At 61.5% G+C, this 24,651-nt stretch carries 22 protein-coding genes; 6 read left to right on the forward strand and 16 right to left on the reverse strand.

The annotated features are described in order from the left end of the window. Positions 1–216: 216 nt before the first annotated feature. From OC71_RS09065 to OC71_RS09105, 9 genes are all read right to left on the reverse strand, one after another. Positions 217–1,257: an AI-2E family transporter gene (locus tag OC71_RS09065; protein ID WP_041067465.1), complete on the reverse strand. Its 1,041-nt coding sequence runs from the start codon at positions 1,255–1,257 to the stop codon at positions 217–219. Positions 1,258–1,326: 69 nt separating this feature from the next. After that, a complete protein-coding gene (locus tag OC71_RS09070) occupies positions 1,327–2,133 on the reverse strand; it encodes a DUF4892 domain-containing protein (RefSeq protein WP_041067467.1) in 807 nt (268 codons plus the stop codon). A 115-nt stretch (positions 2,134–2,248) separates the two neighbouring features. Continuing rightward, positions 2,249–3,103, reverse strand: coding sequence for an alpha/beta hydrolase (locus tag OC71_RS09075; RefSeq protein WP_041067470.1), 855 nt, complete (start codon positions 3,101–3,103; stop codon positions 2,249–2,251). Further along, positions 3,100–3,906 carry an alpha/beta fold hydrolase gene (locus OC71_RS09080; protein WP_041067473.1) on the reverse strand — a complete coding sequence of 269 codons (807 nt, stop codon included), beginning with the start codon at positions 3,904–3,906 and terminating at the stop codon, positions 3,100–3,102. The genes OC71_RS09075 and OC71_RS09080 overlap by 4 nt, the downstream gene beginning before the upstream one ends. Before the next feature lie 118 nt (positions 3,907–4,024). Further along, positions 4,025–4,468 (reverse strand): hotdog fold thioesterase, encoded by a 444-nt coding sequence (locus OC71_RS09085; protein ID WP_041067477.1) that lies wholly within the window; start codon positions 4,466–4,468, stop codon positions 4,025–4,027. Between the two features lie 31 nt (positions 4,469–4,499). Continuing rightward, positions 4,500–6,155, reverse strand: a complete 1,656-nt coding sequence (locus OC71_RS09090; RefSeq protein WP_041067480.1) for an AMP-binding protein — start codon at positions 6,153–6,155, stop codon at positions 4,500–4,502. 148 nt (positions 6,156–6,303) lie between these two features. Continuing rightward, positions 6,304–6,756 (reverse strand): phosphohistidine phosphatase SixA, encoded by a 453-nt coding sequence (gene sixA, locus OC71_RS09095; protein ID WP_041067483.1) that lies wholly within the window; start codon positions 6,754–6,756, stop codon positions 6,304–6,306. After that, entirely contained in the window at positions 6,753–7,100 is a 348-nt protein-coding gene (locus tag OC71_RS09100; protein WP_007968953.1) for a DUF4389 domain-containing protein, read from the reverse strand. Before OC71_RS09100 ends, sixA begins: the two co-directional genes overlap by 4 nt. A gap of 18 nt (positions 7,101–7,118) precedes the next feature. Further along, positions 7,119–8,144 carry an NAD(P)H-dependent glycerol-3-phosphate dehydrogenase gene (locus tag OC71_RS09105; protein ID WP_041067488.1) on the reverse strand — a complete coding sequence of 342 codons (1,026 nt, stop codon included), beginning with the start codon at positions 8,142–8,144 and terminating at the stop codon, positions 7,119–7,121. Between the two features lie 196 nt (positions 8,145–8,340). Here OC71_RS09105 and OC71_RS09110 point away from each other — a divergent pair, with 196 nt between their 5' ends. The 6 genes from OC71_RS09110 (at position 8,341) to OC71_RS09135 (ending at position 15,875) form a co-directional block, all read left to right on the forward strand. After that, complete coding sequence (locus OC71_RS09110; protein WP_041067491.1) at positions 8,341–10,464, forward strand: TonB-dependent siderophore receptor; 2,124 nt, start codon at positions 8,341–8,343, stop codon at positions 10,462–10,464. A gap of 1 nt (position 10,465) precedes the next feature. Beyond that, the gene (locus OC71_RS09115; protein ID WP_041067494.1) at positions 10,466–11,398 is read left to right on the forward strand and encodes an ABC transporter substrate-binding protein; all 933 of its coding nucleotides are present in this window, start codon (positions 10,466–10,468) and stop codon (positions 11,396–11,398) included. Beyond that, on the forward strand, positions 11,395–13,299 hold the full coding sequence (locus OC71_RS09120) for a response regulator (protein ID WP_041067497.1): 1,905 nt from the start codon (positions 11,395–11,397) through the stop codon (positions 13,297–13,299). Before OC71_RS09115 ends, OC71_RS09120 begins: the two co-directional genes overlap by 4 nt. 247 nt (positions 13,300–13,546) lie before the next feature. Next, positions 13,547–14,062: a 3-hydroxyacyl-[acyl-carrier-protein] dehydratase FabA gene (gene fabA, locus OC71_RS09125; protein WP_003227150.1), complete on the forward strand. Its 516-nt coding sequence runs from the start codon at positions 13,547–13,549 to the stop codon at positions 14,060–14,062. A gap of 11 nt (positions 14,063–14,073) precedes the next feature. Next, positions 14,074–15,294 (forward strand): beta-ketoacyl-ACP synthase I, encoded by a 1,221-nt coding sequence (gene fabB / locus OC71_RS09130; protein ID WP_003227152.1) that lies wholly within the window; start codon positions 14,074–14,076, stop codon positions 15,292–15,294. A 392-nt stretch (positions 15,295–15,686) separates the two neighbouring features. After that, positions 15,687–15,875, forward strand: a complete 189-nt coding sequence (locus OC71_RS09135) for a hypothetical protein (protein ID WP_003227153.1) — start codon at positions 15,687–15,689, stop codon at positions 15,873–15,875. A gap of 139 nt (positions 15,876–16,014) precedes the next feature. Here OC71_RS09135 and OC71_RS09140 read toward each other — a convergent pair whose 3' ends face one another. From OC71_RS09140 to OC71_RS09170, 7 genes are all read right to left on the reverse strand, one after another. Beyond that, positions 16,015–16,557, reverse strand: a complete 543-nt coding sequence (locus OC71_RS09140; protein WP_007968960.1) for a DUF2058 domain-containing protein — start codon at positions 16,555–16,557, stop codon at positions 16,015–16,017. Between the two features lie 26 nt (positions 16,558–16,583). Then, positions 16,584–17,417, reverse strand: a complete 834-nt coding sequence (mazG, locus tag OC71_RS09145; RefSeq protein WP_041067506.1) for a nucleoside triphosphate pyrophosphohydrolase — start codon at positions 17,415–17,417, stop codon at positions 16,584–16,586. 108 nt (positions 17,418–17,525) lie between these two features. After that, positions 17,526–19,769 (reverse strand): GTP diphosphokinase, encoded by a 2,244-nt coding sequence (gene relA, locus OC71_RS09150; protein ID WP_041067509.1) that lies wholly within the window; start codon positions 19,767–19,769, stop codon positions 17,526–17,528. Between the two features lie 101 nt (positions 19,770–19,870). Next, positions 19,871–21,247, reverse strand: a complete 1,377-nt coding sequence (gene rlmD, locus OC71_RS09155) for a 23S rRNA (uracil(1939)-C(5))-methyltransferase RlmD (protein ID WP_041067512.1) — start codon at positions 21,245–21,247, stop codon at positions 19,871–19,873. Beyond that, complete coding sequence (cysM, locus tag OC71_RS09160; protein WP_041067515.1) at positions 21,247–22,149, reverse strand: cysteine synthase CysM; 903 nt, start codon at positions 22,147–22,149, stop codon at positions 21,247–21,249. The genes rlmD and cysM overlap by 1 nt, the downstream gene beginning before the upstream one ends. Positions 22,150–22,360: 211 nt before the next feature. Next, entirely contained in the window at positions 22,361–23,785 is a 1,425-nt protein-coding gene (locus OC71_RS09165) for a sensor histidine kinase (RefSeq protein ID WP_041067518.1), read from the reverse strand. Beyond that, positions 23,772–24,494, reverse strand: a complete 723-nt coding sequence (locus OC71_RS09170) for a response regulator transcription factor (protein WP_041067521.1) — start codon at positions 24,492–24,494, stop codon at positions 23,772–23,774. Before OC71_RS09170 ends, OC71_RS09165 begins: the two co-directional genes overlap by 14 nt. Positions 24,495–24,651: the final 157 nt, after the last annotated feature.

Below are 24,651 nucleotides of genomic sequence, written 5' to 3' on the forward strand. Positions count from 1 at the left end.
CGAGAGGAGGTGCAGCGAAGCAAACCGGAGGCGATGCCCCCGGATGAATCCCGTAACGAAGGAACCCGAGCCTAAGCGAGGGCCGAACGCCGGGGCCAAGACCTTTGGTTACTTTGGGGCGTTTGCCAAAGTGACTCGCCGTAAGGGCGAAACCGCCAGCCGCAACACCCGAAGCAACGGATATGCCCACAACCCCAAAAAAGCCTGCCGCAACGCCTAAACCCGAGACTGACTCTTGCTCCAATCCGTCAACAAACTATAAGCCACCGCCAACAACGTAGGCCCGATAAACAGCCCGATAAACCCAAACGCAATCAACCCGCCAAATACCCCAAGCAACACAATCACCAACGGCAGATTCCCGCCCCGGCTGATCAGATAAGGCTTCAACACGTTATCCACGCCACTGATGATGAACGTCCCCCAGATCCCGAGAAACACCGCCATCCCGTATTCACCTTTCCAGGCCAGCCAGGCCGTGGCCGGAATCCACACCAACGGTGGCCCCATCGGAATCAGGCTCAACAGGAACGTCACGATCCCCAGCACCAGCGCCCCCGGGACCCCGGCAATCAGGAACCCGATCAACGCCAGAATCGCCTGCGCCGCTGCCGTACCGATCACCCCGTTGACCACCCGCTGCACAGTGCCGGCCACCAGCTCGATGTAATACCCGGCACGCTCGCCAATCAGCCGCTCCAGCAGACCGTGCACAAACGCCGCCAGTCGCGGCCCGTCGCGATAGAAAAAGAACACGAAGACAATGCTCAGGGTCAGCTCGAGGATCCCGCCGCCGATCTGCGCACTGCGCGCCAGCAACCAGTTGCCGACCTGCCCCAGATACGGCTTGATCGACACCATCAGCGCTGCGCCCTGCTGATCGATGCTGTTCCAGACCCCGACCAGCCGCTCGCCGACCAGCGGCACGCTGCCGAGCCAGGCCGGTGCTTCCGGCAGGCCGTCGACCTGTACATCCTTGATGAACGCCGTGGCATCGCGCACGTGATCGGCCAGGTTGAACCCCAGCCACACCAGTGGCGCCGCCACCAGCAGCATCCAGCCGAGGGTCAAAATAGCCGCAGCGAGCGATTCGCGGCCATTGAGCCAACGGGTCAACAGACGCATCAGCGGCCAACTGGCGAACGCCAGCACCGCGCCCCAGAACAGCGCCGACCAGAACGGCGCCATCACCCACAGGCTGGCACCAAACAGCACCAGCAAAAGGATCTGCACCAACAGCCGATCATTATTGAGCATGTAAAGTCTCGAAGAAGTCAGTCGGACAAAGAGTAGGCGAACACGCCATGCGTGCACGTCGGATGCAGCTTATCGCAACAGATCAATGCGCAGGCCAGCGCCGTCGGCGCTCCCCGCCTCCATCCGCGCCGCGCGCACGCCCTGACCGATCAATGCCTGACGCCAGGCCTCGGCCTTCGGCCCGGCAATCGTCACGCGCTGGGTGGTGTCGAGGTTCAAGCCACGGGAAATCAGTCGTAGCCAGGTGTCATCCGGGTCTCCGGTCAGCTTGGGAAAGTCCAGTTCGCCGGTGCTTTTGAGCTGTCGCAACAGCGTGGCCGAGGTCGGCAGCAACTCGCCCAACGGCGCGCCCGCTTCGAACTGTTCGACATGCAGGTAGGCTTTGCGATTGCCACGGGTGATGCTGTAGAGCGCCACCAGGGTGTTGTCCTTCGGTGCGGCCAGACGCAACAGCAGATAGGCCTGTTGCTCGTCGGCACCGTACAGCTTGGCATTGCCGAACACTTCATTGGCCCACAGGCTGCTTTCGCCACAGTCGCGGGCCTGGCACCAGAACAGCAACTCGGCGTCCTGCTTTTGCAGGGCTTCGCGAGCAGCAGTGAAGGCTTCGGTGGCGGAGTGTTCCGGGGGCAATTCGTAGGTGACCGAAGTGGTCTGGCCGCGCGCGGTGACCTGGCCGTCGAAGCGCAACTGGCCGCTGATCTTGCGGATCGAGCCCAGCGGATAGATCCGCTCGAGCTCCACCGGAGGGCGATAGTCGACAATCTGCGCATCGGCCAGGCGCGGCACGATCTGCAGATCCTGGCTGCCTGGCACATCGGCAGCGAAGAGAACGGGACTGAAACAGCACAGCGCCAACAGACTGAGTGACCGCATAGTCAGGCTCATCGGATCGGCATGGCTTGGCGGGTCGGGGTCGCAGCGGTATAGAAATCCATCGTGTTTGTCTCCCATTTCAACCCGCCCAGCCTCGACAGTTGCCCGGTGCAAGTCAAGGAATGGCGAAGAAGCGATTGAAACAGTCTGCGACAAGGTCGGCACCGGACTCATCGTTCAGATGCAAATGATGCCCGCCCGCCAGCTGTTCCTGGCTAAAGGGTAGACGCTCCAGCAACTCCGGATGTCTGGCCAGCATGCCGTCGGCGGCTACCACCAGTTGCGCCGGACAGGTGATGCGCTGGACGAACGCCATCGCCTGTTCCTGAGTCAGGCGCAACGGCGATGGCAGAGTCAGCCGATTATCAGTGCGCCAGGTATAACCGCCGGGCACTGGCATCAGGCCGCGTTGCGCCAGCAGCTCGGCGGCTTCGCGACTGACCGCCACCAAGCCCTTCATCCGGGCTTCGATGGCACGATCGAGGGTGTTGTAGACCGGTTTGCGCTTCTCGCGCAGGTCCAGCTGCGCCTGCAAGGCCATGCCCATACGCTCGGCAGCGTTTTCGCCTTTGTCTGTAGGCGGAATCACCCCGTCGATCAATGCCAGATGAGTGATGCGCTCTGGCAACGACCCGGCCAGCACCAGCGAAACGATCGCGCCCATCGAATGCCCGAGCAGGCCGAAGCGCTTCCAGCCCAATTGCTCGGCGACCTGCAACACGTCGTGCGCATAGTCCCACAGCGCATAACCGGCGCCGTTCGGGCGATGCCCGGAATGCCCATGCCCGGCCATGTCCAGGGCAATGATGCGCAGGCCTTTGAGCCTGGGCGCCAGGCGCGCGAAGCTGTTGGCGTTGTCGAGCCAGCCATGCAGGGCGATCACTGGCAGACCGTCCTCGGGGCCGAACAAGTGCGCCGCCAGTTCGATATGCGGCAGGCTCAGGCGCACTTCTTCGAAGGTCGGGCTCATGCGCAGTCCTTCTGCTGGCGGCGCTCCCAACGCGTAAACAGCTCTTTGAGCAGGCGCGCGGTGTCTTGCGGACGTTCGAGCGGGAACATGTGCCCGCCGGGCATGCTCAGGGCTTCACCCTGGGGCAGACGCCCGACGAACCGCGTGTGATGACGCATGACCACCCGGCTCTTGTGCCCGCGCACCACGGCCAGCGGCACCTGCAATTGGCGCGTACGGCCCGGGCTGGTGTGCGGCACGCCGCGATAGATGCTGATTTCGGTGGCTGGGTCGAAGCGCAGGCGCAACTTGTCACCAACCGTCTGCAGCCCGTGTTGCAGGTAGGCATCGAAGCATTCCGGATCAAAACCGCGAAACAGGGTCTTGCCGGCAAAGTAGCTGCGCGCCGTGTCGAGGTCGGCGAACTCTTCGCGCCGCCCCAACGTACGTCCGGCCGGGGTCAGTTTATCGATGAAGCCGAAGCGCTTGGCCGCGCGGATCACCCACTGGTCTGTGCGAGTCAGCACCGGCGAGTCGAGCATGACCACGCCGCGATACAGCTCAGGGCAACGCAACGCCGCGTGCAGGTGCAACACACCGCCAAACGAATGGCCGACGCCCCACACCGGCTGATCCTGTTGCTGCAGATGGTGGATCAGTTCGTCGACCAGGTTGTACCAGTTGTCGTCCGCCGGGAAACGCGGGTCATGGGCATGTTGCTCCAGATGCGCAACCCGGTACTCGGGCGCCAGCGCCGCGAACAACTTGCCGTAGGTGCCCGAGGGAAACCCGTTGGCGTGGGTGAAAAAGATCGGTTGCGACATGCAGGTTTATCCATGAGCGGAAACATGCCGCTGATTGTCCGCAAGAGCGCGGCCCTGAGCAATGACCGTAACTGCCAGGAATGATGACAGTCCGGTCATGGCGATGGCGCATCTGACCTCAACGCGCCGGCGGTTGCTCACCCAATGGCACCACTGCCATGGTCAAACGAGACACACAACTGGCCTTGCCTTCATCGCTGGTCAGGCGGATGTCCCAGACATGCGTGGTGCGGCCGATGTGAATCGGTTTGGCCACTGCGCTCACCCGACCGCTGCGCAAACCGCGCAAATGGTTGGCGTTGATCTCCAGCCCAACGCAGTAGAACTTGCTGGCGTCGATGCACAGGTAACTGGCCATGGAACCGACGGTTTCCGCCAGCACCACCGAGGCGCCGCCGTGCAGCAGACCGTAAGGCTGGTGGGTGCGGTGGTCGATGACCATGCTCGCCGTCAACGACGTTTCGTCGAAGGACTCAAAGCGGATATCCAGCACTTCGCCGATGGTGTTTTTCTGGATTGCGTTCAACTGCTCGATGTTCGGAGTGGTGCGCCACAAGGTCATCGCAGGCTTCCTTTGTTGTTTTGATCGTCATTCAATCCTGCCACAGCACCGCCTCGCTGCGCGCGCTCCATTCTTCAAACCGCGCACCGTAAGTGTCTTCGATGACGTTGCGCTTGATCTTCAAGGTCGGCGTGAGAAAACCGTTTTCCACCGCCCAGCTGTCCTTGACCACCACCAGTCGGCGCAGGCGCTCGTGCTTGTCGAGCACGGCGTTGACCTCTTCGAGCAGCTTCTCCAGGCTCGAATGCAGACTCGCCCGCGCCTCCTCCTGATTGACGTTCGACAGCACGCACAAGCCCAGCGGCGCACTCAGACCATCGCCAACCACGCAGACCTGTTCGATCCGCGAATGCACCGCCAGCCGGTTTTCAATCGGCGCCGGGGCCACGTATTTGCCTTTGCTGGTCTTGAAGATTTCCTTGAGCCGGCCGGTCAGGCGCAAACGCCCCTCGGCATCCTGTTCGCCCTTGTCGCCGGTACGCAGGAAGCCGTCCTCGGTGAGGGTCTCGGCGGTTTTCTGCGGCTCCTTGAAATAGCCAAGCATGTTCGCCTGACTGCGCACCTGCACCTCACCGGACTCGTCGATCCGCACCTCGACCTCCGGGCACGGCTTGCCGATCCAGCCTTGCTTGTACTGACCCGGCAGGCAGATGTGCGAATAGCCGCAACTCTCGGTCATGCCATAGACCTCCAGCACATCGAGGCCGAGTTTCCGATACCAGCTGAGCAGGGTCTGCGGCACCGGTGCCGCACCGGACAGGGCAACGCGCAAGGCATCAAGGCCCAACCCGGCCAACACCTTGTGCCCGACCCGCTTGCCAATGAATGGCAGGCCAAGCAGGAAATCCAGGCGTTTGGCCGGGATCTTGCCGTACACGCCCATCTGGAATTTGGTCCAGATGCGCGGCACGCCGAACATCGCCGTGGGCCGCGCCCGCTGCAGATCGGTGATGAAGGTGTCGAGGCTTTCGGCAAAGAACACGGTTTGCCCGGTATAGATCGCCGCCAGTTCAACGAACATTCGTTCGGCGACATGGCACAGCGGCAGGTACGACAGCAGGCGGTCTTGCTCGTTGAGCCCGAACAGTTGCGTGCCGCGTGTCGTGGCAAACCCCAGATTGGCAAAACTGTGCATCACGCCTTTGGGCAGTCCGGTGGTGCCGGAGGTGTAGATGATGGTCGCCAGTTGTTCGGATGCCGGGCGTGGATCGTCCTGGATCGGCGAGCTCCCTTGCAGGTCATCCCAACTGAAATCGAACTCGCCGGGCGGATGCAGCGGCAGACTGATGGTTGGCAAATCCGCCGGCACACCGACCGACATGCCCGGCCAGTCATCGAGCTTGCCGATGATCGCCAGCACGCTTTCCGAATGTGTCAGGACCTGATTCACCGAGTCTGCCGTGAGGTTGGGATACAGCGGCACCGAGACGTGTCCGGCCATCCAGATCGCCAGATCGGCAATGATCCAGTGCGCGCAGTTTTTCGAGATCAGTGCAATGTGGCTGCCTTGCGGCAATTCCCGTGCGCGCAGCCAGTGCGCGGCGCAACGGGCCTGATGGCCGACATCGGCCCAGGTCAGCGTCTCGACCTGCCCGCCGCCAATGGGCTGCACCAAAAAACGCTGGCGCGGATGCCGGGCCTCACGCTCGTAGAACACGTCCAGCGGCAAACGGAAGGCGGCAGACATGCGACTCGCTCCTGTTTTTTGGGTCTGGAGCAAGCGTAGTCAACCAAGCAAGTGCTTGGTTGGATTTTTTACCAAAAGAAACAAGATCAAAAGATCGCAGCCTGCGGCAGCGCCAACAGAGATCTGTGCAGGCTGCGATCTTTTGCTGTTAAGGGTGCTTGAGGCTGTTGAGGGTCATCGAGCCAATCAACAACTCAGGACTTTCCAATTCGGCCAGGCCAGCGGTGCTGACCTTCTCCGGCGGATAACCGGCGCCGTGCTGCAGATAGCTGAGCAGATTGCCCACCAGCGGGTTATGGCTGACCAGCAGCACATTGCTCACCGACACCAGTTGATCCGCCACCTTGTCCGGATCGCTCTCCGGCGTCAGCCAATCGACAGTGCGGATCTCCGGCTCGAAACCCAGAGCCTCGCGAACGATCTGCGCAGTCTGTTGTGCGCGCAGATAAGGGCTGGCGTAAATCGCCGTCAGCGGCTGACCGATCAATCGGGCTGCGCTGCTCAAGGCCTCTTGGCGACCGTGCGCGGTCAGTTCCCGTTCGGAGTCGGGGCACGAGCCATAAGGCACGGCCTCACCGTGACGCAATACCCAGAGTTTCATAGCTTGGGTTCCTCATCGCGGGCCGGATGCGGGGCTGGCGGCACGGCGTGCGGCGCCTCGCCTTCCGGGGCACGCGGGGTCGGCCAGTCGGCGAACGGCCAGGGTTTCTGGTCGCTGTGAAAGCTGCCGAAGCGACCGATCTGCGCGAGGAACTGGCTCAGGCTGTCGCCGAAATTCATCAGGCTGGCGCTCGGCGCGCCGTAAATCAAACGATAGATCAGTTGCACCAGCACCACCGCGCCGAGGATGAACTGCGCCACTTGCCAGACCAGCACGTAGACGATCATCCACAGCACCCGCAGGAGGATGGATTCGTACTTGGCTTCGGTTTTCGGATCGTTCATGGCTCGCTTCCTGTTGAATCAGTTGAAACCGCTGGTGGAAATAAAGTCGACGTCGGTTTTCGGCTCGGCCCGCATCAGTAGACCGATCACCTGCTCCAGCGTGCGTCCTTCAAACAGGATCGCATGCAGCCCGGCGACCAGCGGCATGTACACGCCAACCTCCTGGGACTTGGCCTTGAGCACTTTCAGGGTGTTGACCCCTTCAGCGACTTCGCCCAGGCGCGACACGGCTTCATCAAGGCTCAAGCCCTGACCGAGGGCAAACCCCACCTGATAGTTGCGGCTCTTGGGTGACGAGCAGGTCACGATCAAGTCACCGACCCCGGCCAGACCGAGGAAAGTCATCGGGTTGGCGCCCTGGTTCACCGCAAACCGGGTCATCTCGGCCAGGGCGCGAGTGATCAGCATGCTCTTGGTGTTCTCGCCCATCTCCAGCGCCACCGCCATGCCGGCGATGATCGCGTAAACGTTTTTCAACGCCCCACCCAGCTCGACGCCGAAACGGTCAGCACTGGCGTAAACGCGGAAGGTGCGACCATGCAACGCAACCTGTACCGCTTTGCAGAGTTCTTCGTCTTCGCTGGCAACCACTGTGGCGGTCAGCGCGTGCTCGGCGATCTCCCGCGCCAGGTTCGGCCCGGACAGCACACCGATGCGCGCCTGCGGGGCGATTTCTTCGAGGATCTGGCTCATCAGTTTGAAGGTGTGGGCTTCGATGCCCTTGGTCAGGCTGACCAGCATCTTGCCGCTCAGGCGCTCGGCATGAGCGGCCAGCACCGTGCGCAGGGCGCTCGACGGCAGCGCGACGAAGTACAGTTCGCAGGCGTCGAGGGTGGCCTGCAGGTCCGTGACCGCAGTCACCCCCGGCAGGATCTTGATGCCTTTGAGGTAACGCGGATTCTCGCGATTGACCCGGATGGCCTCGGCCTGCTCGGGGTCGCGCATCCACTGCAGGACTTGATGGCCGTTCTCGGCCAAAAGATTGGCCACGGCGGTACCAAAACTTCCGCCTCCCAGGACCGCAATCGGGCGCTGTTCAGTCATATGCAATCCGTTAATCCATACCAGTGGCGATGCCGGCATTATACGGGGCGTCCGGGTCGCGGCCAGCCCCTGCGTCAATTACCGACACTTGTAGGAAGAAGACCAATAAAACCTAGGAAAATGCCAGCATCGTGACTGGAAAAGTCACTGTGCTCGGTTAACATGCGCGCCAATTCTTTGTGATCAAGGCTGTGTCGTGTCTTTTGGCTCTCCCCCCTCACGTTCGTCCCTGTTGCTGGCGCTGCTGTTCAGCCCGGTGTTGCAGGCGGACGACCTGTTTGTCGACAGCGAAACGCTGCCGCAGGTGCTGACGGCCACACGCCTGAAACAGACACCGGCGGAAGTGCCGGGGAGCATGACCGTACTCGACAGTGAACTGATCAACGCCAGTGGCGCCCGCGACATCAGTGAGTTGCTGCGGCTGGTGCCGGGAATGATGGTCGGCAACATCAGCGGCAATCAGGCGGCGGTCAACTATCACGGGACCAATGCCAGCGAAGCGCGGCGCATGCAGGTGCTGATCGATGGCCGCTCGGTGTACCGCGCGGGCCTGGCCACGGTGGACTGGAGTGATATTCCGGTGGCCATGGAAGACATCGAGCGGATCGAGGTTTTCCGTGGGCCGAACACGGTCAGCTACGGTGCCAACGCGCTGATGGCGGTGGTCAACATCATCACCCGCAACCCGGCAGACAGCCACGGCACACGCCTGAAGTACACCCGCGGCCAGCGCGGCATCAACGATTTCTATGCCAGCCAGGGTACGGGCTGGAACGGCGGCGACTTGCGCCTGTCGCTGTCCGGCCAGGAAGACGATGGCTTCGACAGCGACCGCACCGGCGCCGATTACCGCGACAGCCACCGTTTGAACCGCTTCAGCCTCGCCGTCAGCCAGACTCTGAGTGACAACCAGAGCCTCGACTGGCAGGTCAATGCAAAGGACGGTACCAACCAGCGGCCTTATACCTACCGCCCGGTGTTCTCGGGGATTACCGCTGCCGGGAACAATTCCGACGTGATCGCCAAGGATTACGCCGGCTCGGTGCGCTGGAATCTCGACATCAATCCCGAACACAGCCTTTATATACAAGGCTCGGCGCAGCACTGGGATCGCCAGCAAGTGTGGCGCGCCTGCGATGCCGAAGTGTCGTTCAGCCCGCAACTGACCCAACTGTGGCAGCTCAACCCGAACTACACCGAACGCCTGGCACGCAATATCACCCGCTTCACCGGCCCCGGCCCGGAAGCCGGAACGCCACAGGAAATGGCCCTGGCCAATCAAGTGCTGGATCAATGGCGCAACGGTGCCAGCCAGACCTTGTGTGGCGACATCGATCAAAGCGCCCGCGAATCACGCTACGATCTGGAATTGCAGGACACTCTCAGCCTGTCCGACAGCCTGCGGCTGGTCAGCGGCATGAACTATCGTTACGACCGGGCCGACTCCGAGACCTACTTCAACGGCACGCTGGACGACACCACGTGGCGTGCGTTCGGCCAATTGGAATGGCGTGCCAGTGAACACTGGCTGTTGCAGGGCGGCGCCATGTTTGAAAACACCCAATTGATCGGCAGCTCGCTGACGCCCCGCTTCGCCGTCAACTACCTGATCAACCCACGCCATGGCCTGCGCGCGGTGTACTCGGAGGCGATCCGCTCGCCGGACATGTTCGAGAACAACGTCAACTGGAGCTATCAGGTGAGCAACCTGCGACCGTCCGCCTATGGCCAGTCTTCGGCGCGCTACTTCGTCAAAACCCGTGGCCCGGGCAATCTCGATCAGGAACACATGCGCTCGCGCGAACTGGGCTACAACGGCTATTTCGCCGAGCTAGGGCTAGCCGTGGACGTGAAGCTGTTCTACGACGAAATCACCGGGATGATCAGCGAGCCGCTGCGCAACAACCAGTACATCGCCAGCAACGCCAACAGCTCACGCTTTCGCGGCAGCGAAACCCAGCTCGACTGGCGCCTGAGCATGGTCGATCGCCTGCGCTTCACTTACGCTTTCGTCGACGCCGAAGCGAGCAATCCGCTGGATCAGCAATTCACCTCGCGCAACAGCGGTTCTGCCGGCTGGCTGCGTGATTGGGGCCACGGCTGGAACAGCGCGCTGTTCTATTACGGCGACAACGCGCTCAACGGCTACCGCTTCGAGCGCGTCGACACGCGCATCGCCAAACGCATCCCGCTGGGCAAGGCCCAACTGCAACTGGCCGGCGTGCTGCAGCAGCGGCTCGATAATGAACCGACCACTTTCGTCGACAACAATTACGACGAACGCCGGGTGCTGTACTTCAGCGCCGAGCTGGAGTTCTAAGGTGCGCTACGCCACGCCAAACAAGACGCCAACCCTTGGCCACTGGCTGGCGGGTGTCTGTCTGTTTTTGACCGCGTGGCTGCACGGCGTGGCGGTGCAAGCCGCCGATATTCTGTTGACCGGCGCCGAAGAAAGCCCCGGGGTGCAAGCCTTCGTCCAGGCCCTGAGCGAGCTGCGCCCCACTGACAACGTGCGGTTCCAGCCACTGACCAGCCTGCCGGCGCCGGGCAAGTTGCCGAGCAATCTGCGGATGATTCTGCTCGACCTGCCCAGCCTCGACTGGCGCCTGCAGGAATCCCAGGGGCCGGCGACGCTGGTGTTGCGCATCAGCCGATTGCAAGCGCGGCAACGCCTGGGTGGCGCACAACCGCCGCACTTGAGTCTGCTGTGGAGCGACCCGCCGCTGGGGCGGCAACTGCAACTGATTCGACGGATTCTGCCGCAGGTGCGCCGGGTCGGCGTGCTGTTCGACCAGCACAGCGAATTCCTGCTCAAGGAGCTGCACCAGGCTGCTGCGCCGCTGAACCTGCAAATCGTCAGCCAGCGTTGGGACAACACCCAGGACAGTCGCCCGTTGCAAAGCGTGCTGAGAAACAGTGACGTGCTGCTGGGCCTCGACGATCCCGATCTGTACAACCCGAAAACCGCGAAAAACCTGTTGCTCAGCAGTTACTCCCGGCAAGTGGCGCTGGTCGGGCCGAACGCGGCGTTCGTGCGGGCCGGCAGCCTCGCCAGCACTTACAGCGATCAGCCTGACTGGCTGGCGATCCTTGACCAGTTGCTCGATCGCCCGCCGGCGATGTGGCCGCGAACGCTCTACCCCGATCGTTTCAAGGTCTCAAGTAATGTGCAGGTCGCTCGTTCCCTGGGTATCGAGCCAATCGATGAAGCGTCTGTTGCCCGCCAGTTGGCTGAAGGAGAAAGCCACCCATGAATCTGCGTCGCCGCTGGGACATCAACACCCGCACGCAATTGATCAGCCTCGGCCCGGCCTTGCTGCTCACGCTGCTGCTGATCAGTTTCTTTACCTTCGTGCGGATTCAGGATTTACGGCAGGAGCTCAATCACACCGGGCAACTGATCGCCAATCAACTGGCGCCCGCCACCGAGTACGGGGTGATTTCCGGCAACAACGAAGTGCTGGAAAGCCTGCTCAAAGCGACCCTGGCCACACCGAACGTGCGCTTTCTGGAAGTGCAGGACAGCGCCAACCGGATTCTCGCCTACGTTGAGCAAGCCGCCGACGCGCACAACCGCCCGCATCAGGTCGAGGTGTTCCAGGCCCCGGTGCGCCTGCAACGGATCGCCCTCAACAGCGATTTTTTCCACGACGCCAAAGCCAGCAACAACGTGACCAGCGAGGATTACCTGGGCCGGGTAATCGTCGGTCTGTCCAACGATGCCTTCAGTCAGCGCCAACAGGAAATTCTGCTCAAGGCCGGGATTCTGGCGTTGTTCGCCCTGCTCTTCACCTTTGTTCTGGCGCGGCGTCTGGCCGGCAGTCTGTCAGCGCCGATTCGCGATATCGGCAACGCGGTCAAGGCGATTCAGCAAGGCGACTACAAGACTCCGCTGCCGATCGTCGATGACACCGAGTTGGGCGCGCTGTCGCAGCACATCAACAACCTCGCCCAGGCACTGGAGCAAGCCAGCCGCGAACAGCATCAGGCCATGGCGCAACTGATCCAGACCCGCGAGGAAGCGGAAAAAGCCAACAATGCCAAATCCGATTTCCTGGCGATGATGAGCCACGAACTGCGCACCCCCATGAACGGCGTGCTGGGCATGTTGCAGTTGCTGGAAACCACCGACATGACCGAGGAGCAGATCGAGTACGCGGCGCTCGCGTCCGAGTCCACCGAACACCTGTTGAAAGTCATCAATGACATCCTCGACTTCTCGCGGATCGAACGCTCGGAGCTGGAGCTTGAGCACATTCCGTTCAACCTCGCCGACCTGATCGGCGCGTGTGCCCAGTCGTTCCAGCACAGCGCGGTGCAGCGTGGCCTGGACCTGAACCTGCGGATCCCCGAGGACATGCGCGCCTTGCAGGTGCAGGGCGACCCGACGCGGATCCGGCAGATTCTGGTCAATCTGGTGGGCAACGCGTTGAAGTTCACCGAGCGTGGCCGGGTCAGCATCGAGGCGCAGTGGCAGTCGCTGGATCACGAACTGCTGTGGTTCACCTGTTCGGTGCGTGACAGCGGCATCGGCATCTCCTCGGAAAGTCTGGAGTTGATGTTCAACGCCTTCCAGCAGGCTGACAGTTCAATTTCCCGGCGCTATGGCGGCACCGGCCTCGGCCTGCCGATCGCCCGCACCCTGGCCGAACGCATGGGCGGGACGTTGCGCGCGCAAAGTGAAGAAGGCCTGGGCTCGGTGTTCACCCTGGAAATCCCGCTGGCCTTATATAAGCAGACATTGCCGCCGCTGGCGGCACCGCGCGCGACCAATGGCAACGGGCATGGCGAGGGGCGCCATGTGTTGCTGGTGGAGGACAATCCGGTCAACCAGACCGTGATCGAGGCGATGCTGCGCAGCCTGGGCTTCACCGTCAGCGTCGCCACCGATGGCGCGCAGGCGGTACGCAGCGCTGAGGGCAATGAGTTCGAAGTGATTCTGATGGACTGCCGGCTACCGATCATCGACGGCTATGAGGCGACCCGGCAGATTCGCCAACTGCCTGGACGCGGCGAGGTGCCGATCATCGCACTGACCGCCAACGCGCTGCAGGGCGACCGCGAAACCTGCCTGTCGGCGGGCATGAACGATTACCTGGCGAAGCCGTTCAAACGCAATGACCTACAACAGATTCTGCAGCGCTGGGTGCAGTAGTGACGGTTTTTCGACCATCTGCGACTGGCGTGAAAAGCGAAAGTGCGGCAGTCTTAGGCACCCGAACGAGCCTCAAAAGAGGCTTGAATAAAAATTTCAGTGCACAAGTGTACATTCATGTCCTTGGTGCTGTGACTTTCACCACAACGCAATAGTCTATGAGTAGGCTGCCGGTACGAGGCATGAACGCGTCGATCGGCCGGGAAGATTTGCCCCACCTGCCGCATGGGATTATTGAGGAGCTCGCATGACCAAACAAAACGCCTTTACTCGGGAAGACCTGCTGCGCTGCAGTCGCGGTGAGCTGTTCGGCCCAGGTAACGCGCAACTGCCCGCCCCGAACATGCTGATGGTGGATCGCATCACCCTGATCAGCGAAGAAGGCGGCAAGTACGGCAAAGGTGAATTGGTCGCCGAGCTGGATATCAACCCTGACCTGTGGTTCTTCGCGTGCCACTTCGAAGGCGATCCGGTGATGCCGGGCTGCCTCGGTCTGGACGCCATGTGGCAACTGGTCGGCTTCTTCCTGGGCTGGCAAGGCCTGCCGGGCCGTGGCCGTGCGCTGGGTTCGGGCGAAGTGAAATTCTTCGGCCAGGTCCTGCCGACCGCCAAGAAAGTCACCTACAACATCCATATCAAACGCGTCCTCAAGGGCAAGCTGAACCTGGCCATCGCCGATGGTTCGGTGACTGTCGACGGTCGCGAAATCTACACCGCCGAAGGCCTTCGCGTCGGCGTGTTCACCTCCACTGACAACTTCTAAGGGTTATTCGCATGCGCCGCGTCGTTATCACTGGTCTGGGCATTGTTTCGTGCCTGGGCAATGACAAAGAGACCGTCTCCGCTAACCTGCGTGCAAGCCGCCCTGGCATCCGGTTCAACCCGGAATATGCTGAAATGGGTCTGCGTAGCCAGGTTTCCGGCTCCATCGACCTCAACCTTGAAGAACTGATCGATCGCAAGATCTATCGTTTCGTCGGCCACGCAGCGGCTTACGCCTACCTGGCCATGAAAGACGCCATTGCTGACTCCGGCCTGACCGAAGAGCAAGTGTCCAACCCGCGTACCGGCCTGATCGCCGGCTCGGGCGGCGCGTCGACCCTGAACCAGATGGAAGCGCTGGACATCCTGCGCGAGAAAGGCGTGAAGCGCGTTGGCCCATACCGTGTAACGCGGACCATGAGCAGCACCGTTTCCGCGTGCCTGGCCACGCCGTTCAAGATCAAGGGCCTGAACTACTCCATCGCTTCTGCCTGCGCCACCAGTGCTCACTGCATCGGTACCGCCATGGAACAGATCCAGATGGGCAAGCAGGACATCGTCTTCGCCGGTGGCGGTGAAGAAGAGCACTGGAGCCAGTCGTTCCTGTTCGACGCGATGGGCGCCCTGTCCAGCAAGCGCAACGACACCCCGGAACAAGCCTCCCGCGCCTACGACGCCGACCGTGACGGTTTCGTCATCGCTGGCGGTGGCGGCATGGTCGTGGTTGAAGAGCTGGAACATGCGCTGGCCCGTGGCGCCAAGATCTACGCCGAAATCGTTGGCTACGGCGCAACGTCCGACGGCTACGACATGGTTGCCCCAAGCGGCGAAGGCGCGATCCGCTGCATGCAGATGGCAATGTCCACCGTCGACACCCCGATCGACTACCTGAACACCCACGGCACCTCGACTCCGGTCGGCGACGTCGCGGAAATGAAAGGTGTGCGCGAAGTGTTCGGCGACAAGGCGCCTGCGATCAGCTCGACCAAGAGCCTGTCCGGTCACTCCCTGGGCGCCGCTGGCGTTCACGAAGCGATCTACTGCATGCTGATGATGGAAGGCAACTTCATCGCCGGTTCCGCCAACATCGACGAGCTGGACCCTGAAGTGGCCGATCTGCCGGTGCTGACCAAGACCCGCGAGAACGCCACCATCAACACCGTGATGAGCAACAGCTTCGGCTTCGGCGGCACCAACGCCACGCTGGTGCTGAAGCGCTGGGAAGGCAAGTAAGTCCCCGCTGCAGAGCCACACATGAAAACGCCCCGACTGGTTCGGGGCGTTTTTTTTGGCCTGTAGAAAGTCGCGGAAACACCACCGATCCCTGTGGGAGCTGGCTTGCCAGCGATGACGTCAGCACAGGCAATATCAATGTTGTCTGAAACTCTGCTATCGCTGGCAAGCCAGCTCCCACAGGAATCCCGGTTTGCTCAGGAGATGAAACTTCTGTCATGAAACTTCCCACCCTGCGACCGAATGTCGCGGATTACGCGGGCTACAGCACTGTTGCAAAAACCGCAACAACACCTTGCGCAAATCAATCGTTTACTTAGCAAGCTAACAAATCATATAAAAGAGTCCTGCACACGCCTTGCTGCAGATAACTTGAGATTTGGAGCTAGCAGATGACTGTAAAAGTAACTGAACGCGACGATTCACACATGTCCCACGAAGGCGTAGCCGCCGGTGTACGGATCTGGGATGTGCATCAACAAGACTTGCTGGTCGGCATGTTCCACAACGAGATCGACGCCCACAACTACAAGGCCGAACTTGAACTGCAGGAACAGCAGCGGGATCTGAAATCCGCTTAGGCGAATATTGAACCTGTGGCGAGGGAGCTTGCTCCCGCTGGACTGCGCAGCAGCCCCTGCTTTAAAACAAGGGCCGCTCCGCGCCCCGGCGGGAGCAAGCTCCCTCGCCACAGTTTGTCGTTATTACAGCTTTATCGGTTTACCACATCAGGTCATCAGGGATCTGATAGGCCGCGTACGGATCGTCCTCGGCATTGACCTCTTCGGTCTGCACGTTGAGCTGCACGATACGCTGCGGGTCGCGCTCCTGGATCTTCAGGGCCGCTTCACGGGGGATCACTTCGTAACCGCCGGCATGGTGCACGATCGCCAGCGAACCGCTGCTGAGTTTGTTGCGCATCAGCGTGTTGACCGAGATGCGCTTGACCTTCTTGTCGTCAACGAAGTTGTAGTAGTCCTCGGTGGTCAGCTTGGGCAGACGCGAGACTTCGATCAACTGCTTGACCTGCGCGGCACGAGCCTTGGCCTCGGCCTTTTCCTGCTGCTGACGGTTCAGCTCCTGGTCGCGCTTGACCTTCTCGGCCATGGCTTCCTGAGCGGCGCGCTGCTGCGAATCATCCAGTTCGGCCTGCCCCTTGTGGGCCAGGCGCTGTTGCTTCTGCTTGTCTTTGCTGACCTGCTTGGCCTGCTTTTGGTTGACCAGGCCTGCTTTGAGCAACTGGTCGCGAAGGGAAAGGCTCATTAATGCTTACTCACTTGGGCAACGGCTCAGCCGCAGCTGGGCAGATTCTTTTCCTGGCGTTTGGCTTCACCCCACAGGGCGTCCAACTCTTCGAGGGTGCAATCTTCCATGGGACGACGGGTGTCGCGCAATGCCTGTTCGATAAAACGGAAACGTCGTTCGAACTTGGCGTTGGCGCCACGCAGCGCAGTTTCCGGATCGACCTTCAGATGCCGGGCCAGATTGACCACGGAAAACAGCAGGTCGCCGATCTCGTCGGCCACCGCTTGCGGATCGTTTTCGGACATGGCTTCGAGCACTTCATCGAGCTCTTCGCGCACTTTGTCCAGCACCGGCAACGCATCCGGCCAGTCGAAGCCGACCTGCCCGGCACGCTTTTGCAATTTGGCCGAACGCGACAGCGCAGGCAATGCGGCGGGCACGTCATCGAGCAGTGACAGCTGCTCGGGCGCGGCAGATTTCTCGGCGCGTTCTTCGGCCTTGATCTCTTCCCAGCGCTGCTTGACCTGTTCTTCGCTCAGGCGCGGCACATCCAGCGGCGCATACAGATCGCCGGTGGGGAAGACGTGTGGATGACGGCGGATCAGCTTGCGGGTGATGCTGTCGACCACCCCGGCAAATTCGAAGCGCCCTTCTTCCCGGGCCAGCTGGCTGTAATAGACCACCTGAAACAATAGATCGCCCAGCTCGCCCTGCAAATGATCGAAGTCACCGCGCTCGATGGCGTCGGCCACTTCGTAGGCTTCTTCGAGGGTGTGCGGGACGATGGTCGCGTAGGTTTGCTTGATGTCCCACGGGCAACCGTACTGCGGATCGCGCAGGCGGTTCATCAGGTGGAGCAGGTCTTCAAGGCTGTGCATACAAAATCTCACTCAACCGTGTAGGAGCTGCCGAAGGCTGCGATCTTTTGATTTTGATTTTCAAGATCAAAAGATCGCAGCCTTCGGCAGCTCCTACAGGGGACCGCGTTATGGGGTACGGTTACGCCGCGTTTCGATGATGTTCGGCAACTGCGAAATCCGCCCCAGCAAACGCCCCAGCGCATCCAGCCCCGGAATCTCGATGGTCAGGGACATCAGCGCGGTGTTGTCCTCCTTGTTCGAGCGGGTGTTGACCGCCAGCACATTGATCCGCTCGTTGAGCAGCACCTGCGAGACGTCACGCAGCAGACCGGAACGGTCGTAAGCGCGGATGACGATGTCCACCGGATAGGTGAGCACCGGCACCGGGCCCCAGCTGACCTGGATGATCCGCTCCGGCTCGCGCCCGGCCAGTTGCAGTACCGAGGCGCAGTCCTGACGGTGGATGCTCACGCCGCGGCCTTGGGTGATGTAACCGACAATCGCGTCGCCCGGCAGCGGCTGGCAGCAGCCGGCCATCTGCGTCATCAGGTTGCCGACGCCCTGAATCTGAATGTCGCCGCGCTTGCCCGGCTTGTAGCCAGTGGCTTTGCGCGGGATCAACTCCAGCTGTTCGTTGCCGCGTTCCGGCTCGACCAGTTGCTGTGCGAGATTGACCAGTTGCGCCAGACGCAGGTCGCCGGCACCGAGGGCGGCGAACATGTCTTCGGCGGTTTTCATGTTGGCCTTTTCGGCCAGCTTGTCGAAATCCACCGCCGGCAGACCGAGGCGATTGAGTTCGCGCTCGATCAGGGTTTTACCCGCCGCGACGTTCTGGTCACGGGCCTGCAACTTGAACCAGTGAACGATCTTCGCCCGCGCCCGGGAGGTGGTGACATAGCCCAGGTTCGGGTTCAGCCAGTCGCGGCTCGGCGTACCGTGCTTGCTGGTGATGATCTCGACCTGTTCACCGGTCTGCAGGCTGTAGTTGAGCGGCACGATCCGCCCATTGATCTTCGCGCCACGGCAGTTGTGACCGATCTCGGTGTGCACGCGGTAGGCGAAGTCCAGCGGCGTCGCGCCTTTCGGCAAGTCGATGGCGTGGCCGTCCGGGGTGAAGATGTAGACCCGATCCGGTTCGATATCGACTCGCAGCTGTTCGGCCAGACCACCGATATCACCCAGCTCTTCATGCCACTCGAGGACCTGACGCAGCCAGGAGATTTTCTCTTCGTAGTGATTGGAGCCGGATTTGACGTCGGTGCCCTTGTAGCGCCAGTGCGCGCACACGCCCAGCTCGGCCTCCTCGTGCATGGCGTGGGTACGAATCTGCACCTCAAGCACCTTGCCCTCCGGACCGATCACCGCCGTGTGCAGCGAGCGGTAGCCGTTCTCTTTCGGGTTGGCGATGTAGTCGTCGAACTCTTTCGGGATGTGCCGCCACAGGGTGTGGACGATACCGAGCGCTGTGTAGCAGTCGCGCATTTCCGGCACCAGCACGCGTACGGCGCGCACGTCGTAGATCTGGCTGAACTCCAGACCCTTGCGCTGCATTTTGCGCCAGATCGAATAGATGTGCTTGGCCCGGCCGCTGATGTCGGCATCGACGCCGGTGGCCTGCAATTCATCCTTGAGCTGGGTCATCACATCGCTGATGAAGCGCTCACGGTCCAGCCGCCGCTCGTGGAGCAGCTTGGCGATCTGTTTGTATTGATCGGGTTCCAGGTAACGGAAGGACAAGTCCTCCAGTTCCCACTTGATATGGCCGATGCCGAGTCGGTGCGCGAGCGGCGCATAGATGTCGAAGACTTCCCGGGCGACACGGTTACGCTTCTCGTCGTCGGCGGTTTTTACCGCACGGATCGCGCAGGTACGTTCGGCCAGTTTGATCAGCGCGACGCGGACGTCGTCGACCATCGCCACCAGCATCTTGCGCAGGTTTTCCACCTGGCCCTGGGTGCCCATCACCATTGACTGGCGCGGGCTGAGGCTGGCACTGATCGCCGCCATGCGCTGCACGCCGTCGATCAGCTTGGCCACCACCGGACCGAAACGCTGGCTGACGGCCGCGAGCTCAATCTGACCTTCACGTACGCCACGGTACAGCACCGCCGCGACCAGCGAGTCCTGGTCAAGCTTGAGGTCGGCGAGAATCTCGGCGATCTCCAGGCCCGTACTGAAACTGCCGCTGCCCTCGGCCCAGAGGTTCTTCTTGGCATTGGACTGCTGTTCGGCCTCGCGAGCGAACTCGCAGGCTTCTTTCAAGGCTTCGCGATCCAGTGCCATGTCGACACTGACCGCGTGATCGAGCCAAGCCTCGAGATTGATACTGCCGTCGGTGTTGATCGGCTGGTGTGCTCTCACCTGTACCATGCTGCTTTACCTTCCCTACGACGCAGATTCAATGCGTCAAATCGCTGATCCCTAATGCCCGTTTGCGCTCGCGGGGCTGAAGCGAGCGCTGCGCGGACAGATCAGACGGATTCAGACGAGCCATCCTGGCTCGCTTCAAATAACGCCATGGCCTCGACATGCGCCGTCTGAGGAAACATATCGAGAATCCCGGCACGTTTTAACCGGTAGCCCTGCTTGATCAATTCGACCGTATCGCGCGCCAGAGTTGCAGGGTTGCACGACACATAAACCAACCGCTCGGCACCCAGGGTCGCGAGCTTGCGCACCACCTCGAAAGCACCGTCACGCGGTGGGTCCAAGAGTACCGCAGAAAAGCCGTTTCCGATCCATTCGACATCGGTCAAAGGCTGGGATAAATCGGCTTGAAAAAACTTTGTGTTATGCAAATTGTTGCTAGCAGCGTTCGCAGCGGCACGGTCGACCATGGTCTGCACGCCCTCCACCGCCACCACTTCACGCACGCTTTTGGCCAGCGGCAAGGCGAAGTTGCCCAGACCGCAGAACAGGTCGAGCACGCGCTCGTCACCGGTCGGCTTCAGCCAGTCCAGTGCCTGCGCCACCATCGCCTCGTTGACCCCGGCGTTGACCTGGATGAAATCCCCCGGCCGCCAGGCCAGATCCAGATCCCACTGTTCCAGGCGATAACCCAGAGACTGCGTGGCATCCACCGGTTGCGGCTCGCCGTCGCCATGCAGCCACAGTTGCGCGTCATGGAACTGGCAGAATTCCTTGAGGATCGTCAGGTCGGCTTCAGACAACGGCGCCATGTGGCGCAACAACACCGCCAGCGAAGAACCACTGAACAACTCGACGTGCCCCAGCGCTTGCGGTTTGCTCAAACGACGGAGCATCTCCGGCAAACGGGTCATGATCGGTTGCAAGGGCTGTACCAGCACCGGGCATTCGTTGATACCGACGATGTCCTGACTGCCGGCGGCGCGAAAACCGACTTCGAGTTTTTTCGCCTTCATGTCCCAACGCACGGCAATCCGCGCGCGGCGGCGGTAGCCGAACTCGGGGCCGGTCAACGGCGCAGCCCATTCTTCAGGCGCAACGCCTGCAACCTTCGACAACTGCTCGGCGAGCATGCGCTGTTTCAGGGCAAGCTGTTCGGCATGGGGCAAGTGTTGCACGCTGCAGCCACCGCAACGGCCGGCGTGCTGACAGGCAGCCGGGCGACGCAGTTCACTGGCCTTGAACACGCGCTCGGTGCGCGCTTCAACCACTTTGCCGCGGGCGCCAAGCACCCGCGCCTCGATCTCTTCACCGGCGAGGGCGCCGAGGACGAACCAGGTTTTGCCTTCGAAAAACGCGATGCCGCGACCGTCATTGGCCAGGCGCTCGATGTTCAAGCGCTGCTTTTTGCCGGTCGGGATTTGCGCGGCCTTGCTGCCGCCGGTGGGCTGGAAGCGCAGGCCTCTCTCGTGCTTGGCCATCAATTGGCCGCGTCGAAAATGCCGGTCGACAGATAACGGTCGCCACGGTCGCAGATGATCGCGACGATCACCGCGTTTTCAACTTCTTTGGACAGGCGCAGCATGGCTGCCACCGCACCGCCCGAGGACACACCACAGAAGATGCCTTCTTCGCGGGCCAGACGCCGGGTGACGTCCTCGGCTTCGCTTTGCGCCATGTCGACAATGCGGTCGACACGGTCGGCCTGATAGATCTTCGGCAGGTATTCCTGCGGCCAGCGACGGATGCCGGGAATGGCCGAGCCTTCCATCGGCTGCAGCCCGATGATCTGTACGCTGTCGCTCTGCTCTTTCAAGTAGCGTGACACGCCCATGATGGTCCCGGTGGTGCCCATCGAGCTGACGAAATGGGTGATGGTGCCCTGGGTCTGACGCCAGATTTCCGGGCCGGTGGTGGTGTAGTGCGCCTCAGGGTTGTCGCCGTTGGCGAACTGATCGAGCACCTTGCCACGGCCCTCGGCTTCCATCCGCTGGGCGAGATCGCGCGCGCCTTCCATGCCCTCTTCCTGGCTGACCAGAATCAGCTCGGCACCGTAAGCGGTCATCGCCGCTTTACGCTCGGCGCTGGAGTTGTCCGGCATGATCAGGATCATCTTGTAACCCTTGATCGCGGCAGCCATGGCCAGAGCGATGCCGGTGTTGCCCGAGGTCGCTTCGATCAATGTATCGCCAGCGTGAATCTGCCCGCGCAACTCGGCGCGAGTGATCATCGACAACGCCGGACGGTCCTTGACCGAACCCGCCGGGTTATTCCCTTCAAGCTTGAGCAAAAGGGTGTTGCTGGTAGCACCGGGCAGGCGCTGCAAACGCACCAGCGGCGTGTTGCCGACGCAATCGGCGATGGTTGGGTACTGCAGGGTCATGGCGTATTCGCAATCCAGACGTGCGGGGGCGCCTATCATACCGGCAAACGTTCGCAGGCCATATCACGCAAAGTGCGGAGCTTATGGTTTATGGGAATAAGCAGTAAAATTCTCATCAGCGGTGAGACAAAAGACTGGCCGTTCTGAAGTTTCCAGAGCGATGCTGATGGCCTCATCGCTGGCAAGCCAGCTCCCACAGGGTTTCAGGTGTTCACACGGTATTTGTCTGACAGAAGTTCACGGTGGGAGCTGGCTTGCCAGCGATGGCATCGGATCTGAGTGCAGCGTCATCCGCCACCAGGCGCAAATTCAGCCGCAACCCCGCCCCGGCATTCTCCGCCCACACCATCCCACCCTGGCGCTGCACCGCATTCCTCGCAATGCTCAACCCCAACCCAAACCCGCCGTCCCCCGGGCGCGAGCCGTCGAGGCGGGTGAAGGGTGAGAAGATCCGTTGCAGATCGCCCTCGGCCACCCCGCCGCCCTGATCCTCCAGCCACAAATGCCAGTAATCGCCGTCACGCCGTCCATCGAGGCGCACGATGCCACCCTCGGGCGAATGACGGATGGCATTGCGCAGAATATTTTCCAGCGCCTGCGCCAAAGTATTGAGGTTGCCGCGCACCCAGCACGACGCCGGCACCGCGCACTGCAATTGCAGGCTCGGCCAGCCGCTTTCGTAACAGGCGTTGTCGGTGAGCATTTCCCACAGCGCCTGGATCTGGATCGCTTCGTCAGGCAGCGGCGCACGCTCGGTGTCGAGCCAGGCCAGTTGCAAGGTGTCTTCGACCAGCCGTTGCATGCCGTCGACTTCACGGCCGATGCGCTCGCGCAGTTGCCGTAGATCCTGCTCGCTTTCACTGGCCACCCGCAGACGACTCAGCGGCGTACGCAGTTCATGGGACAGGTCGCGCAGCAGCTGCTGTTGCAGGGCGACGGTGGATTGCAGGCGTTCGGACATTGAATCGAAGGCCCGCGCCAGCTCGCCGAGTTCGTCCGGGCGCTGGGTGATACCGCTCGACAGACGCACATGCAATTGGTCGGCACGCCAGGCGTTGGCCTGCTCACGCAAGTTATTCAACGGCACTACCAGCAAGCGATACAGGCCAATGCACAGCAATAAGGTGAACAGCCCCGGAATCACGCCGTTGGTGATCACCCGCCAGAACACCCGGTATTTCCCCGGCAGGAAACGCTCGGGCAACTCGATCACCAGACTGCCGGCGGACGGGTCCTTCGGAAACGGCACACGCAGCCACGGCCGGCCCTTTTTGTGGATCGGCCAGTCGAGGCCGCGCAAAAAGGTCAGGTGCTGGATTTCCTGTTCATTCAGCGGCTCGCTGCTCAACGATTGCAGATTGCGGTCGATCACCCCGACCCAGGCCGCCTCACGCAACTCCATACTCTGCAACCAGTTATCGACACCGTCGCGCTCACCGCGCTGCCACGCCCGCTCGGCCTCGCCGGCATAACGGCTGAGGGTGCCGCGCGCCTCGTCGGAAAGGAACTGATTGCGCTCTTCCATGTAACGCCCCCACGACCAGCTTAACCAGATCATCAGCAGACAGAACGCCACCAGCAGACACGCCAGTTTCCAGAACAGCGAATGCCGCCCCGGCAAGTCAGAGACTTTCATCGGGCGCACTCAGCACATAACCCTTGCCCCATACCGTGCGCACTTCTCGTTCGGTGTAACCGATGGCCTTGAGTTTGCGGCGGATCTGGCTGATGTGCATGTCGAGGCTGCGGTCGTGGGCCGCATAGCCGCGTTGCAGCACGTGCTGATACAGGAAGGCCTTGCTCAGGACTTCTTCATCGTTGCGATTGAGGGTTTCCAGCAAGCGGTATTCGCTGCGGGTCAAACCGGCAGCTTGCGCGTTATAGAAGACCTCGCACTGTTCTTCGTCGAAGCGCAGCGCGCCATGAATCGCCGCCGGTGCAATCGCTGCCGGACGCCGATCCAGCGCCACCCGGCGCAGGATCGCCTCGATCCGCACATGCAGCTCGGCCATGCTGAACGGCTTGGGCAGGTAATCATCGGCGCCCAGACGAAAGCCGCTGATGCGATCGGCCTCGGCGCCCAGCGCCGACATCAGCAGCACTGGCGTCGAATGGCTCTGGCGCAATTGCGTCAGCACCTTCAGGCCATCGAGCCCGGGCAACAGAATGTCCATCAGCACCACGTCGAACGGCTGATGGCGAGCGATGTTCAGACCTTCCTGCCCGTTCTGGCACCAGGTCACCGCAAATCCACTCCGGCCCAGGTGTTCGTGAACATAGGCACCGAGCACCGGGTCGTCCTCGATGGCAAGAATGCGTGGCAGGTCGGTGGAAACAGGAGTCATGAGTATCTGCAAATAATTCTCAGTTGGCCGATTATTCAAGATTGTCCGCCATCGGGCAACCCAAGCTTGACCGGCCGGACAAACGCGCCTCGCCCTGACGGCCGAGGGCGAGATGATTTTTCCGAAGATTGCCTGCCTGCAAATCGCTACACTGCGC

This window comes from Pseudomonas sp. W15Feb9B (assembly GCF_000828175.1).
Lineage (GTDB): Bacteria > Pseudomonadota > Gammaproteobacteria > Pseudomonadales > Pseudomonadaceae > Aquipseudomonas > Aquipseudomonas parakoreensis.

What these genes read in the sequence shown, in the direction of transcription:
- OC71_RS09080 (WP_041067473.1), bottom strand. Translation starts at nt 3,906, where the DNA reads ATGTCGCAACCGATCTTTTTCACCCACGCCAACGGGTTTCCCTCGGGC.
- fabB (WP_003227152.1), top strand. Translation starts at nt 14,074, where the DNA reads ATGCGCCGCGTCGTTATCACTGGTCTGGGCATTGTTTCGTGCCTGGGC.
- OC71_RS09105 (WP_041067488.1), bottom strand. Translation starts at nt 8,144, where the DNA reads ATGACTGAACAGCGCCCGATTGCGGTCCTGGGAGGCGGAAGTTTTGGT.
- mazG (WP_041067506.1), bottom strand. Translation starts at nt 17,417, where the DNA reads ATGCACAGCCTTGAAGACCTGCTCCACCTGATGAACCGCCTGCGCGAT.
- relA (WP_041067509.1), bottom strand. Translation starts at nt 19,769, where the DNA reads ATGGTACAGGTGAGAGCACACCAGCCGATCAACACCGACGGCAGTATC.
- OC71_RS09165 (WP_041067518.1), bottom strand. Translation starts at nt 23,785, where the DNA reads ATGAAAGTCTCTGACTTGCCGGGGCGGCATTCGCTGTTCTGGAAACTG.
- OC71_RS09085 (WP_041067477.1), bottom strand. Translation starts at nt 4,468, where the DNA reads ATGACCTTGTGGCGCACCACTCCGAACATCGAGCAGTTGAACGCAATC.
- OC71_RS09075 (WP_041067470.1), bottom strand. Translation starts at nt 3,103, where the DNA reads ATGAGCCCGACCTTCGAAGAAGTGCGCCTGAGCCTGCCGCATATCGAA.
- OC71_RS09135 (WP_003227153.1), top strand. Translation starts at nt 15,687, where the DNA reads ATGACTGTAAAAGTAACTGAACGCGACGATTCACACATGTCCCACGAA.
- OC71_RS09065 (WP_041067465.1), bottom strand. Translation starts at nt 1,257, where the DNA reads ATGCTCAATAATGATCGGCTGTTGGTGCAGATCCTTTTGCTGGTGCTG.
- OC71_RS09120 (WP_041067497.1), top strand. Translation starts at nt 11,395, where the DNA reads ATGAATCTGCGTCGCCGCTGGGACATCAACACCCGCACGCAATTGATC.
- rlmD (WP_041067512.1), bottom strand. Translation starts at nt 21,247, where the DNA reads ATGGCCAAGCACGAGAGAGGCCTGCGCTTCCAGCCCACCGGCGGCAGC.
- OC71_RS09070 (WP_041067467.1), bottom strand. Translation starts at nt 2,133, where the DNA reads ATGCGGTCACTCAGTCTGTTGGCGCTGTGCTGTTTCAGTCCCGTTCTC.
- OC71_RS09090 (WP_041067480.1), bottom strand. Translation starts at nt 6,155, where the DNA reads ATGTCTGCCGCCTTCCGTTTGCCGCTGGACGTGTTCTACGAGCGTGAG.
- OC71_RS09140 (WP_007968960.1), bottom strand. Translation starts at nt 16,557, where the DNA reads ATGAGCCTTTCCCTTCGCGACCAGTTGCTCAAAGCAGGCCTGGTCAAC.
- sixA (WP_041067483.1), bottom strand. Translation starts at nt 6,756, where the DNA reads ATGAAACTCTGGGTATTGCGTCACGGTGAGGCCGTGCCTTATGGCTCG.
- OC71_RS09100 (WP_007968953.1), bottom strand. Translation starts at nt 7,100, where the DNA reads ATGAACGATCCGAAAACCGAAGCCAAGTACGAATCCATCCTCCTGCGG.
- cysM (WP_041067515.1), bottom strand. Translation starts at nt 22,149, where the DNA reads ATGACCCTGCAGTACCCAACCATCGCCGATTGCGTCGGCAACACGCCG.
- OC71_RS09170 (WP_041067521.1), bottom strand. Translation starts at nt 24,494, where the DNA reads ATGACTCCTGTTTCCACCGACCTGCCACGCATTCTTGCCATCGAGGAC.
- fabA (WP_003227150.1), top strand. Translation starts at nt 13,547, where the DNA reads ATGACCAAACAAAACGCCTTTACTCGGGAAGACCTGCTGCGCTGCAGT.